The 14,034-nt window shown below is 53.1% G+C and carries 10 protein-coding genes; 1 reads left to right on the top strand and 9 read right to left on the bottom strand.

Features of this window, described 5'->3' with window-relative positions; genetic code table 11:
• Positions 1-21: 21 nt before the first annotated feature.
• The 4 genes from KJ970_11445 to KJ970_11430 form a co-directional block, all read right to left on the bottom strand.
• Positions 22-3,135: an efflux RND transporter permease subunit gene (locus tag KJ970_11445; protein MBU2691531.1), complete on the bottom strand. Its 3,114-nt coding sequence runs from the start codon at positions 3,133-3,135 to the stop codon at positions 22-24.
• Positions 3,132-4,451: an efflux RND transporter periplasmic adaptor subunit gene (locus tag KJ970_11440; GenBank protein ID MBU2691530.1), complete on the bottom strand. Its 1,320-nt coding sequence runs from the start codon at positions 4,449-4,451 to the stop codon at positions 3,132-3,134. Before KJ970_11440 ends, KJ970_11445 begins: the two co-directional genes overlap by 4 nt.
• Before the next feature lie 117 nt (positions 4,452-4,568).
• A complete protein-coding gene (locus tag KJ970_11435; GenBank protein ID MBU2691529.1) occupies positions 4,569-5,825 on the bottom strand; it encodes a hypothetical protein in 1,257 nt (418 codons plus the stop codon).
• A 105-nt stretch (positions 5,826-5,930) separates the two neighbouring features.
• Entirely contained in the window at positions 5,931-7,235 is a 1,305-nt protein-coding gene (locus tag KJ970_11430) for a hypothetical protein (protein MBU2691528.1), read from the bottom strand.
• Positions 7,236-7,627: 392 nt separating this feature from the next.
• Here KJ970_11430 and KJ970_11425 point away from each other — a divergent pair, with 392 nt between their 5' ends.
• Entirely contained in the window at positions 7,628-8,578 is a 951-nt protein-coding gene (locus tag KJ970_11425; protein ID MBU2691527.1) for a hypothetical protein, read from the top strand.
• Between the two features lie 17 nt (positions 8,579-8,595).
• Here the strand turns inward: KJ970_11425 and KJ970_11420 are convergent, their stop codons facing one another.
• From KJ970_11420 to ccsA, 5 genes are all read right to left on the bottom strand, one after another.
• Positions 8,596-9,228, bottom strand: a complete 633-nt coding sequence (locus KJ970_11420; protein MBU2691526.1) for a plasmid pRiA4b ORF-3 family protein — start codon at positions 9,226-9,228, stop codon at positions 8,596-8,598.
• A 96-nt stretch (positions 9,229-9,324) separates the two neighbouring features.
• On the bottom strand, positions 9,325-10,404 hold the full coding sequence (locus tag KJ970_11415) for a zinc-binding dehydrogenase (GenBank protein MBU2691525.1): 1,080 nt from the start codon (positions 10,402-10,404) through the stop codon (positions 9,325-9,327).
• Between the two features lie 61 nt (positions 10,405-10,465).
• Complete coding sequence (locus tag KJ970_11410) at positions 10,466-11,146, bottom strand: hypothetical protein (GenBank protein ID MBU2691524.1); 681 nt, start codon at positions 11,144-11,146, stop codon at positions 10,466-10,468.
• 45 nt (positions 11,147-11,191) lie between these two features.
• Positions 11,192-12,232: a metallophosphoesterase gene (locus KJ970_11405; GenBank protein MBU2691523.1), complete on the bottom strand. Its 1,041-nt coding sequence runs from the start codon at positions 12,230-12,232 to the stop codon at positions 11,192-11,194.
• A 37-nt stretch (positions 12,233-12,269) separates the two neighbouring features.
• Positions 12,270-14,024, bottom strand: coding sequence for a cytochrome c biogenesis protein CcsA (gene ccsA, locus KJ970_11400; protein ID MBU2691522.1), 1,755 nt, complete (start codon positions 14,022-14,024; stop codon positions 12,270-12,272).
• Between the last annotated feature and the right edge of the window lie 10 nt (positions 14,025-14,034).

Raw genomic sequence — 14,034 nt, 5'->3', positions numbered from 1 at the left:
GTCACCTCCAGCCCCCGGCTCCTATTTTTCTTTACCCTTCGAACCGGCCGTTGATTTGTCATAGGCGCGGTCTATCCGCTGATGCAATCCCTCGTACGCTACGGGTGTCAGGAAAAGCGTTAGGATGGTCGCCAGACTCAAACCGCCGATGATGGTTATGGCCAAAGGCCTCTGTATCTGCTCTCCTGTCCCGATACCGATCGCCATGGGCACCATCGCCAGGACAGTCGTCAGGGTCGTCATGAGAATCGGCCGGAACCTGAGCCGGCTTGCCTCAAGAATCGCCTCGCGGCCCGGCATCCCGTCCTCACGCAGCCTGCGTATCGTCGCGACTTTGACAATGGCGTCGTTGACGGAGATACCCAGCAGGGCGATCAACCCGATAAGCGAAATGACATTTATTGAATGCCCGCTGAGAAAGAGCGTCAGAACGGCCCCCATGACGCCGATCGGAAGAACCGCGGAAATAATCAGGGGGTCAAGAAGCGATTCGAATTGCGCCGCCAAAATCATGTAGACCAAGAGACCCGACAACAGCAAAGCCCAGCCCAGATCGCGGAAGGATCGGTTGATTTCCTCCTGCTCACCCCCCGAAATAAAACTGACGCCGGACGGCACACTCAGGCTGTTAATGATGAGATGCACATCTTCCCAAATCTGCGAAAGCCGGCGGCCGCTGACATCACCGCTGATTGTAATTTGCCGGCGTTGGTTGTGACGGACAACCTCCCGCACCGGACGATCTTCCGACAACAATATGAAAGAACCGATCGGCACCGTCTTCCCTTCGGCTACGCTCACCGGCGAGGCCAAGACCTCATCAAGATCGCGACGTTGATCCAAAGGCAAACGCACCGCGATATCAATTCTCTGCTCAACCTCGTTGTAGGTCGTCGCGACAACACCCTGAATTCGCGCTCGAAGTTCACGGGCCAGCACATCCGGCTCCAATCCAAACCGCAGAACTTTCTCCCGATCGATCGAGACCTCCACGGTAGGATTACCCAGGACCCGATCCATCTCCACATCGGTCAATCCCTCGACCCGGCGGAGACGGGGAAGAAGACCCTCAGCCATATTCAATGCATCGGATGGATCATCGGCGACAATCCCCAATGTGAACGCTGTTTCCCCGCTGGCGAGTATCTCGCGCAATCCGATACCCTCATCGCGGAAGACATAGAGTACGCCGCCCAAACCTTCGAGATATTCCTTTAATCGTTCCTTGACGCTCTCCATCTCTTGGCGGCTGTCCCGGCGCGGATGCAGCAAAACACGAATCCTGGCTGTATTGGCGGCGGTATACTCCTTGAGCGCCGCCAATGTCCGTTCCGTAACCCCGACCTGTGAGTAGACCGTATCAACTTCTTTCATATTGGAGAGGAATCCGGCTATCTCCTCAGCAATGACTTCAGTCTGCTCCAAAGGTGATCCAGCGGAAAGCTCAAGGGCTATTGTAAAATCGCCGCGATTCCGCTCGGGCAAAAATGTCTTGCGCATCTGAACGCCGATCCAGCCGGAAACAATCATACAGAGAATCAATACGACAAGAAAACCCCGTTTATGAGACAAAACCCAGACCAGAGCCGTGTGGTAAATATTCATGAGTCTTCGGAACATCACATCCGACGCCTTAAAAAATCCCCGAGGCTGTGCGATTTGGTCGGATAAAATCCGGGCGGACAGCATGGGTTGCAGCAGCAAGGCGGCGAATATGGAAATAAGGAGTGAGATGGTGACCGTCAGCGCCTGATCCCTGAAGAACTCCCCGGCGATTCCCGGAACATAGATGACGGGGAAAAAGACGGCCACCGTTGTCAGGGTTGCGGCAATGACGGGGGATGCGACTTCTTGCGTACCCCTGATGGCGATCTCTGTGAGGCTTACACCCGGTTTCCGGTCCTTGATATGCCGGTTTATATTTTCCAGTACGACAATTGAGTTGTCCACAAGCATACCAGCCGCCAACGACAATCCACCCAATGACATAAGATTCAGATTCACCTTCGCAAAGTAGAGAAAGGCGAAGGTCGCGAACACCGAGACAGGAATCGCCAATCCGACAACAATCGGGCTGCGAACATCCATAAGAAAGAAAAACAACACAAAGAAGGCCAGCAGCGCTCCATAGAGCAGTGAATCCCGGAGCCCTCGGAATGATTCTTTCACAAAGTCCGCATCGCGATAGACAAATTGATATTCAAAGTCGGGATACTCGTCCTTTACAATTCCAAGGATCTTATCCACTTCCTCCGTTGACTTTATCGTATTGGCGCCGACTTCTTTGTAGAGATGAAGGGATACAACCTCATGGGTCGAGATCAAGGTCATCCCCTCAGGTTCTTTTGTTGTGTCCACCACCTCAGCCACATCACCTATCGTCACGCCCGGGCCGGCCGTCGGGATTTCCGTTTCGCCGATCTCCTCCAAATTTTCAAATTCACCCAGAATTCGCAGCGGGAGATGCAAGGGTCCCCGGCGTATCCGGCCGCCGGGAAAACTCACATTGGAAATCTGAAGGGCCCTCCGGATGTCCTCCATCGTGATACCGTACAATCTCAGCTTTTCGAAATTGGGCCGGACAAGAATTTCCCGCTCCGCCCCGCCGATCACTTCGGCCTGGCTGATGCCCTGTATCTGCTCGATAGCCGGTTTAACAACATCGCGGGCGAAATCCGTCATGCGGGCGAGGGCGCCATCTCCTGAAAGCACGAGAATGGCGATCGGTCTGGCGCTGGGATCCCATCGAAGGATCAAGGGGCGGTCGGCGTCATCCGGAAAATCTTCGTTGTACGATACGCGGTCAATTGCTTCACGCAGGTGCAGGTTGGCGAAATCCATCTCCGTGCCCCACTCGTATTGCACGGTGATGGTGGAAACCCCTTCCCTCGTTTTTGAAATGACCCGTCGCACGCCGGCCAGACCCGTGATGACCTCTTCGAGGGGCTGGGTCACCAACCGCGTCAAATCATCAGCGGGGGTATCCTCATAATTCGTGATGACCGTGAGATTGGGATAATTGATTGATGGGAGGAGATCAACCGGAAGTCGTCGGAGGGAAAGGAAACCGATAAGGACCAAGCCGATAAATAGCATCAGAATGGCTACCGGACGATTTACCGCTGCTTTAATCATTTTGAGGGTTGCTCCGTCATGCCGATCGCAAAATCCCACCGGTCTTTGGGCGGTCTTGTCTTGCGGATTTTGATTCTGGCCTCATGCGCGAGGGTCAAATGATCACTGACGACAACGCGGTCGCCGGGTGCGAGTGAACCACCACTATGGACTTTGAGGATTTCGACCCAGCTGTCGTTTTCCAGACCGGTATCGACATAGAGCCATTGAGCCCGATCCTCCATGACCTTGAAGACCAGGGGGCGATTGTCCCGAAGCAGTATGGCTTCCTTTGGGACCATTAATTTGTCGGGATGAATCCAGCCGGCGATTTGCGCCCTGACAAACATCCCGGGCCGGAGCCGGCCCCCGATGTTATCAAATCGTATAATCACTTCGCAGGTGCGGCTCGCCTCATCGAGATTGGGGCTGATGACGGCGATTCGAGTCTGCAGAGTGTCTCCCGTCGCTGGAATAACAAGCAATGCCGGCCGCCCCTCGACAAGATTGCCCAGATCGGCCTCGAGAACATTCGCGACAGCCTCCAAGCGATCATTGTTATAAATTGTACATATGGGCGTCCCGGCACTTACGATTTCACCGAGAACGACGGATAGACCTTGCACCACGCCGTCGAAGGGGGCGCGTATCTCTGTGTTTTCAAGATTCAACGTTGCCCGTTCCTCCGCAAGCCGCGCCTCGGCCAAACCTGTCCTCTGTTCAAAGACTTCCTGCCGGAAAGCACCCTTTTGAAGAGCCTCGACCTCAAGCTCAAAACGGCGGACGCGGTACTCCTCCTGGGAAATTTGTTTGTTGTTGAATTGATTATCGAGTTCTTCCCTTGCTCGAATGAATTCCTGGAGGGCCTGTTTGTTGACTGTAAAAGTATCCGATTCCGCCGCAATTGAGGATAGGGCCTTAAACCGGCTGTAGCGGCTTTCATCTAGATTGATTGAGTACTCGCGCTGATCAATCTTGCCGATGAGCTGGCCTGCTCTGACGCGATCTCCATCTTGAACGAGCATTTTGATCAATTCGCCGCCGACTTTGGTCCGAATCTCAACAAAACGGGGGGTTCGTATCACACCGTCGGCATAGATCGGTATGACCATTTCAGCCCGCCGGACCTCCCCCGCATCGACGGTGATTTCCTTTTCCTTTTTTTGCAGCGATTCGCTGTCACCGGTCGTGTCGGCCTCCGCCTCGCTTGAAGCCTGCGTGCTATCTGTTCCGTTGGTTTCAGACGTCTTATCGCCCCCACATCCCATAAAAGAGGGGGTCATCAGACACAGCCCCAAAAACAGACAGAGTACAACGACAACCCGGGGTTTCAACATCCGGGAGGTTGGGTACAAATACTGAATTATATTGAACATTCAAGACCTCTCTAATCAACGAACCCTTTCAAAGACAAATTGCAGGCACAAATTTCAAGTATACATCACTAGTACAAATTACATTGTATAGCAAATCACCTGCAACGGATGCGCCTCCTCTTCCGTCAGCTCATCCCCGCCGGACACGCCCTGCTGGGAAAGAAAGGCTCCGAGAATACCCGTCACAACAACGACCTTTCCGCCGTCCAAAAGAAACACGCCGTCTTGCGATGCATCGCCCGGTGCGCTCAATTGGATCTGTTTCGCATAATTTCCTTTGGGATCAAAGACGTCATAGACTGTCAGAACACCTTCCGGCAGATCGTTGTCACCCCGGCTCGTACGAATCCACAGCTCACCATTTGAAGTAAGCTGAAGAGAAGATATATCCGGCTCGGTATCCTCGACACTGATCCCTAGAACGGGAACTCGATAGTTCTGGGCGACTCCCTCCAAGATCAGCTCCGCCGCGTGGGTCTGTTTATCATTACGCTTTAAACTTGTATATTTCCGCTCGATGATCCGCTCGAGTTTTCCATCAGCATTGAGCTGTTGGATTTCATAGGTATTCCGGTGCGGGGCTACGAACAATTTCCCATCGGAGCTGATATCGTAGAGTCCCCACGCGAAGTGCATTCCCATTTCATCCAGCCGGAAGTCCGCAAAATTGACAGCATATTCTTTGCTGAGATAACGCTGGAGCTCTTTTCCCTCCGAATCAATGCGGGACAGGAAATAGGTTTGATTGTTCACACCCTGGCCCTGGAAGGTCATATGGATCCCGGCCAGCACCACCTCGTCCCCCGTGGATCGCCCCCGTATCAGAACCGAGAAGTTCCCCTCACCGGGATCCCCCGCACCAATCAAAAATGATCCTGCCGGATTGCCATCAAGGTCGATCATAATGACCTTGCCGGGAAACTGCTGAGCTATTCCCATTTTCCCGCCGGGCAGGAAGAAGATATCGCTCGGATTTCTCACCTCTCCCGGGCCGTCGCCTTCCCCGCCTACCGTTTTGAGGAACTCTCCCTCCGGGGAATAGACATGAACTTCGGATAGCTGGCTATCCAACAGATAAATATTTCCATCGGGATCGGACAAGACCTGTCCTATCGTGCCGAAGAAAACCTCATCGTCCTCGCCGCCGGCCCGCCATAGTTCCTTCAACTGAATCGTCTCGATACCATTTTCAGGCTTGTCCCCGTTTTGAACGTGGATCACACCGTCAATTTTGACTTCTTCGCCGGCCTGACTGGAAGTCCAGAACAATGATAGACCGACCCCCGCCAATAACAACGGCAGCATAATCACAAATTTACTCCGTAACCCGATCATGGACGACACCCCCTGAATTTAGACCCCTTGGCTCTCCTAGCTGAAATTCCGCCCCGATTGGTGGTTCGGGATTCATTCAATCCTAAAACCTCATTCTTCAGAATCCTATTTTTGGATTCTATAACAGATAACCTCCATCGGTTCAGCTTCATCGTCCTCGCCCGCTCCGACACCGCCTTGAAGGCTGACCGCCGCGTCGATCAATCCCTTGACCAAAACGACCCTATCGTTTTCCACAAAGATCAATCCGTCATCCTCGCCGCGCCCCTCGCAGGCGATGGCAACCTGCCTTACAAAATGCCCCTCGGGTGAGAAGAGATCATAGGTCTGCATGATTCCATCGGGTTGATCGTGATTTCCTCGGCTGGAAATGACCCAAATCATCCCATCCCCGTCGATGTGGATTGTATTGATCGCAACCTCATACTCCTCGATCTCGGTCTTGACCTCCGTTGGAAAGCGGCTTGTCTGGCCGTTCATGACCGCCTGTATCCGCCCCAGGTCCTTCTCGTTTCTCTTCCACGGCTGGAACTCGCGTTCAATGACACGTTTAAGCGTGCCATCCGGCGTCCAAACATGAATGGCATAGCGATCCCGCTCGGCGGCGGCATAAACATTACCTTCCGCGTCAACATCCCAGCGGCGGGGAAAGACAAAATACCGGTCACGTTCGATGATTTCAATGTTGCTAAAATCGAGCGTGGTTGCTTTCTCCAGATATCGAACTTTTTCCTCACCTGTTTCCGCATACTTAGACAAAAAACTTGTTAAATTCTGGATACCTTCCGCCATCGTGATATTAATACCTGCAAGGAAGAGGTTTCCACCTTTGACGCTGACATCGAGTAAAACCGCGAAACCTCCCTGCGTCGGATCCTGCCCACCGACCGCAAGATCACCTGCGGGATGGCCTTCCTTGTCGACCTTTACGATTTTCCCCGGAAACATCTGCGCCATGCCGAGAGTGCCGTCCGGCATGAAATCCAGATCAAAGGGTTGGCGGACTTCTCCCGGCCCGTCTCCTTCATGGCTCAAGGTCCCGAGCGGCGCTCCATCCGGCGAGATCACCCGGATTTCTGATAGCTGTGTATCGAGAAGATAGAGGTTGCCTTCGCTGTCCGAGATGACCTGTGAAATCAATCCGAAGATGGTTTCATCATCCGCGCCGCCGAGACGCCAGAGTTCCTCGAGGTGATATGTATCAATCCCCTTCTGGGGTGTGGATCCGTTCCTGATATGAACAACCCCGTTGACAAGGGCCTCTTCTTCGGGCCGGGCCAAGCTTGGAGTCAGTAGAATGGCAGCACCGATGAGACACAGGATGGCCCCCCGGATGTGTGCGTGGCGGTGGATTTGGCGGTGGATATTGTGGTTGATATGACAGCGTACGGCACTGATCACCGATTCCATCAAACTCTCCTTTCCGAGACGTTGACCCCCTATACCACCCATCCCGGAACGCGATGGGCATTTCCTCAGTGTACCCGGCAGTGGGAAACCTCGGTAGGAATTAGACCCGGCTGCCCTAAGTTACGTAACCTTTCCTGCGACTGTTTCAGAAAACCGACGTCCCCGTGTGTGGATTCCAGACCCTTCGCACAGCCTCTTCGGATAAGAATACCGACAGAATCACCAAATATTCATTTCACGGCCGCATGTCCCCCTCCCCCGGGGCCAGAACATTGTAATGACTTGAAAACAAATAAGTTAGGACACAACAAGGATTCTTAAAGAAAAGGCTCTTTGCGGCCGAAAATAAAAAGAGTGAAGAAGGATGTGAGAGAAATCAAGGAAGGTCCATCATGATGGATATCCCACTTCCGAATGAACGCCCCGGCGTGTCGCCGCGGGAGCGCCCCAAGACCGGTCTGCAGCCGGGACACGGCGCCGATTGGTCTGAACTACCCGACGATATTCTCGAGGAGTATACCAGGGAGCGCCTCCATAGCCTCGAGAGAAAAACCGCCAAGTTGGAAAAGGAAAACGCTGAATACCTGCGGGCCAAGGAAGAGGCGGAAGCTCGTAATAGAACAAAAAATGAATTTTTAGCCAATACGAGTCATGAACTCCGTACGCCCATGAACGGCATCCTCGGAATGATCGGTCTCCTACTGCAGACGGATCTTTCGGATTCGCAGAGGACGCAGCTCCAGCTTGTGGAGTCATCGGCGCAATCCCTGTTGAATTTAGTTAATGAGATTCTCGATGCGGCGGAGATTGAGGCCGGCAAAGTACATCTCCATTCCGCCCCATTTGTCATTCGCGATGTTGTCAATTCGGTGTTTCAATCCTTCCGCAATCGCGCTGAAAAAAAAGGCCTCCTTCTGAAAATCGATATTGATCCACAGATTCCCATCGCCGCCGCCGGAGATGCAAAGCACCTGGAGCAAATACTCGAGAACCTTATGGATAATTCCGTGACATTTACGGAAGAAGGTTATATTGAACTCAGTGTCACCATGCCTCAAATTGCTCCAGCCAGCATCGTTGCTCTTCAATTCTCCATCAAGGATACGGGGATCGGCATCCCCGAAGATTATCAAAAGAGGATCTTGGAGCCCTTCCACAGAGTCAGCTCTTCCTCAACTCATAACCATTCAAAATCCGGGCTGGGTCTGGCCATATCTTCACACATGGCGAAATTGATGGGCGGGAATCTCTGGTTTGAAAGTGCTCCCGGCCGGGGAAGCACCTTCTACTTTACAGCCCGGTTTGATACGGTCGAAAGCTCATTTCTTGACAAGGCCGCCTGAATACTCGAAATGCCTCTTTATACACCCGGCGTAAATTCATTCCTCAATTCCTGATTGACCTTCTCGGTTTCAAACAGTTCGGGATTGAATTTCCGATGAAGCCTTCTCTTCATCTCTTCATGTTCGGGATGTTTGGGATGACTGAGCGCCTCGAGGAGTTCTTCATATCCCGGCAACCCTCCACAATCTTCCGGCGGACAAGCCCGGGCGCCGGAAATACAGACGGGATAAGCCTGTGCTGGATCTATTGAAGGGAATTCCTCGAGGATGATTTCATGACTCCAATAATCACCAAAATCATAGACATATGAGATTGTGGCTCCTTTTTTTAAATGAAGATCCTTTAGACGGATCGACTCCGTGTTGGCCGCCAAGGACTCCTCTTCGGAATCGACCTCGATAGCCGTGAAACGGGCGCCCTCGTGATTGAATTCATAGAGGTGCCTGTCTTCCCATCCCATAACGTTTTGAATAACGATATGCAGGGTGTGGAGGGTTATCCTCTCCGATACCTGAATTCTGCGCCATATCGGCGGCTTGATTCCATCCAATATGATCTTGAACTGAAAGATCCTGCCGATCACAGCGGAATCATTTTGGGAAGAGCTCTTCTCCATCGTGATTTCATCTCCCAGGACTGCCGTTTTCATCTTCAATGAGATACAGTGCCACCCCGTTACAAGATAACTTTAATCGTATACTGGGGCGCCGGGCAAGATCTCAAAGAGAGCACGGCATCAAGTGACTCAGGCTTCGAGCACGACCTTCCCCAAATTTCTCCGCGCATGCAGATACCGGTGGGCATCGACCGCGCCGGCCCGCGTAAGAGGAAAACTCTTGTCCAGAACCGGCGCCAGTTCCGCGGTCTCAAAGGAGGGAAGCATTTCCATGTAGGCCTCCCTAAGAATCTCTTCCTTCCCGCCGAGATGAAGAAGATGAACACCGTGAAGACCCAGATTCGGCCGGATAAGATCCATGGGATGAAAACGAGGTGTCTGCCACCAGGCGAGCGCGGCGCGAAGCTTATTGGGCCGGCTGCCGGGCACCGCCCGGCTCATTCCATAAAAAACCAACCGGCCGAGGGGGGATAGGAGATTGCGGCAGGCGCGGGTCGATCTCCCTCCCACCGGGTCCAATGCCACATCGAGACCCCGTTTGCCGACAACTCCCCGCACACCGGTTTCCCAGTCACCCCGTGAATCAAAACAGGCCTTCGCACCCAACCGTTCACGGACAAAGCGCCGCTTGGCTTCCGATCCGGCGGTCCCGATGACCTCCAATCCGGCTTTGACGGCCAGCTGAACCGCCGCTGTGCCCACACCACCGCCCGCTCCGAGAACCAACACTTTCTCCCCTTTGCGGACAGAGGCCGCGCGGAACAGGCAGATCCAAGCTGTCAGAAAAGTCACCGGGATGGCGGCGGCTTCGATCGCTGTCATCCCTTCGGGCCAGGGAAAGAGCTGATCGGCCGGCACGATGACATCCCCCGCGTAGCCGCCGTGGCGCATCAGGGCAATAGCGCGATCGCCCGCTTTCCAGCCTTCAACTTGACCACCGGTTCGAACGATTTCCCCGGCCACCTCAAAACCAGGGCTGAAGGGGCGGGGCGGAACGGTTCCATAGAGTCCCATCCGCATGATCAAGTCGGCGAAATTGACACCGGCGGCCTTTACCTTTAGGTGAACCTCACCGGGAGCGGGAGCGGGAAGACGGATGTCTCTTCCCACCAGGACATCCGGCTTTCCCCATTTTTCGATATGAATGACATGGGTGCGCTGATCCGCGGACGGATGGGTGGAATATGAGGGGTTTTGTGTCGAATCCATTAGATACCACCCATCACGGCGGCCTCCCCGATAACCATGCCGCCTGCAAAGGCGGATACAATCATGGCGCCACTCTCATAATGAGTTTCCCGAATGTCTCTGGATTATAATCAATCGGAACCTGCCAATCCGCTGCATCATTGAACCGTTTTTGCTTCCGGCGGAAGTTAACCCTCCAGATATCATCGCGCTTTGCTTTAACATTCCATTGTTCCAGCGGGATTGAAATCTCGACGGTCCATTTTGAATTTTCAATGGATGTTTGTATCTCATAGACACCATTCCAATCCCGGTCACTCTGCGCATATCCGTCCTTGTTCCATCGGATGAGCTGATCGTAAACCGTACCCAACGGATTGATATAGATTTGATAGATCGCCCCTTCCTCAGGATCCGGCTCAATAAAATAGCCGACACAGTCCTCGAGATAGACAGGGCTATCCTGTTCCGTCGTCTGAGCGATCAGGGAATCAATTTGGCCGTCATGACAGACCGCCGCCAGATATAGATGGGCTTCATCATATGCAAAATAGAATTCAACGGGATCTATCGTTGCCGCACCTCCTTGCGGATGATAGAGAACCGCCGCCGGATTCTTCCAAGACGGCTCCAGCACGCGCCCGTCTATCGCAATAGCCGAAGAAACCTTCATGCAATCCGCCGAACGAATCAAATTCACGCCGGCTGAGATCGGGATCGACTTGTTCTCGGCATAAGTAAACTCGAGCGACGCCGCGGGCACGGGATAAGGAGGCCCGGCGCAGGAGAGCTTGAATGTGTAGGCGGCTTAATCGCCGGCCGGCAGATCGATCTCCACCATTTCAGGGGATACCTGCCATCCCGCGGGGATCGTCCATTTGATCATCTGTTTCACGGGGCGCGGCAAAAAGGAGTTGTTAACAACCAGAACCGCTCGCCCGTCGACGGATTGACGGTTCTCATCGATAGGCAAAGGCTCTTTGAAGGTGAGCCCTTCCCTTTCGAGTCTCTGGCAAAGTTTGCGCTCCTCGGCGGTCAAGATATCCCATGGAAGGACGGAACCCATGTGGATGGGGGCGATATGAATACCGGCTTCATCGACCGTGACCCATGCATAATGATACTTCAGACCGCTTGGGGATGGGGTTGTGCCGCCCCCGGAACTTCCCATATTTGTATAAATGATCTCATCATACCGGCCGCTGAAATACTGGTGGTAATGTCCTGAAAAAACGGCATCGACCCCATACTTGACAAAGATCTCATGCAGAAGATCCGGAGCATCGACGACAATGCTTTCATTCCAAAAGGGCTTATGAAAGAAGACCAATGTGTACAGCGCATCCTGGTGTTGTTTCAGATCCGCTTCCAGCCATTCAATCTGCCCCTTTGAAAACTCTGTACTATTGGAGATCCGGCTGTTGTCAAGGATAACGAAATGCAAGAACTCGTGAGTGAATGAATAGTAAGGCTCCCCGGCGTACCGCCGATAGATCCGTTCGGAGAGATCGCTCCAGATGTCATTGTTCCCGGGGGCGTAATGTATGGGCATAGAAAGCGGTTCAACCAGCTCAAGATAATCCGCCCACAATTGTTCAATCGTCAGCGAGTCTTCTATACCGCCCTCAATCATATCACCAACCGTCATAACGAAGTCCGGCTTTAATCTCTCGATCTCACGGACGATCCGTCCATAGATTCCCGGAACATGGCCGGAAGATCGATCTCCGATCACGGCAAAACGAACCGGCGTCAGCGATAATGCAGCGGGAACATGGGCGAGAAGTAGAACCGGCAGCAGGAGGGAAAGCATGTGCCGCCGCCCGGAAACTCGATGTTTTGAACTCATTCTGACACCCCCCGGAATAGGCCGGACAGAGGGCCTATCAGCCCTCCGCTATCTCATCCCAATGGCGGGTTTTATCCCTGATGAACGAGATGAAGACAATGAGCAGCATGGCGATGGCGCCTAAATAAACCCAGGATGGAACGCTGGATACATCTCCCTCGGCGTACGAGTGGAGACCCGAGAGAAAATAGTTTACTCCGAAATATGTCATGATAACGGACGATATCGAGATAAAACTTCCGGCGGCGATGAGCAAGGGTTTATTTGTTTTATCAATAAAGCGAAGGTGGACAACAAAGGCATAGACGAGAATCGTGACAAGAGCCCACGTCTCCTTTGGGTCCCAACCCCAATATCGACCCCAGGATTCGTTGGCCCAGACACCACCCAGAAAAGTCCCCACACTTAAAAAGGCCAATCCTGCAATCATCACACTCCAGTGCAGTTGGCTCATATTGAGAATGGCCGCTCGTAACGTCTTTCGGTTCGGACCTTTGAACCAATGCAGAATGAGCATCGTCATCGACATGAGGGCTGCCAGGCTGAGAAAGCCGTAGCTGGCTGTGATAATCGTCACATGAATGATCAACCAGACGGACGCCAGAACCGGCACAAGCGGGCTGATAGCCGGATCAAAAGTGGGAAGCATGGCTATGCCCAAAATGACAAGGGTCAGCAGCGCTCCCAATCCCCCCACGGAGCCGCGGCGGTCGCGCAACTCGTAATAAAAGCCGACGATACCGACCATCAGGCTGATAAAGATCAGCGATTCATACCCATTGCTCAACGGCGCCCTGCCTGAAGCGATCCATCGCATGAGATAACCCAGAAGATGTATAAGAATGGAGATCAAAAAGACCATGCTTCCGATAAAATAGAGCGGATGCCTGAAGCGAAACTTCGCCCCCTTGTGCCGGGCAAGACTATAGAAATAGCCGCCAAACAGGATCAAGAAGGCGGCAAGATAGGGGAAGATCACCACCTTGAAGGGTTCGGTTTGATTGAGTATAAGTTCGGATCTGACCGCCAGCTTCGATGGCATGACCGATGCGCCGTACTTCTCTTGAATCTTTGCAACCGCCTTCGTGCCGGCGATGACACGCTCATTGTCCTGCCACTGAATACCTGAAATCAATTCGGTGTAAGCCTGCTGGTACTCTGCCTGCGTAGCGGCATCAAGAGAGGGAAGAACCTCCCGCAGGCTGAGCCAGCTGTTGTTGTCATCATTCGGCAAGGGGAATATTCTCAGTGTCTGGCCGCGCAGGCTCATAAAGAAGAGGTTGAATCGGTCATCGAATTGCAGCAGTTTCCTTTGCATCTTCGTGCGCAGATTACCTGGTGTGCGATGGATCTCTTCCACCATCGATTCCAACTGATATTGCCCCGTCTGGGTAATGAGACTGGAAGGCACAATATGCACCTTCCCTTCGGCCTGTTCAGGATCAAGACCCAGCGTCCTCTTAAGTTGGTCATTTCTTACAGCGAGCAGAGGTTGATCCACCCAATAGGTCTGGTTGACCATCCAGCTCATAAACATATCCACCGGTTCCCAGCCGTCGACTTTGGCCTGCTTGCTGATTTTCCACGACATCTCCCGGCATAACGTATCGAGGGGCTTCATACGGCCCTGATAATCCTGCACCATGAGGACCTTCAAAGCATTCCTGGCTTCATCTGAGAGGAAATCGCGCTGTGGAGGTGGTGGAACATCTTGAGTCTGCCCCTGGATCGTCCCAACAAGGAGAACCAAGAGAAGAACGAGAAGCCATTGAATCCTGCCGGCTGCTGCCATGAAATAATCT

The organism is Candidatus Eisenbacteria bacterium (assembly GCA_018831195.1).
Classification (GTDB): Bacteria; Eisenbacteria; RBG-16-71-46; order CAIMUX01; family JAHJDP01; genus JAHJDP01.
The sequence above is the reverse complement of the archived record's forward strand: the minus strand, read 5'-3'. Positions and strand labels throughout refer to the sequence as shown.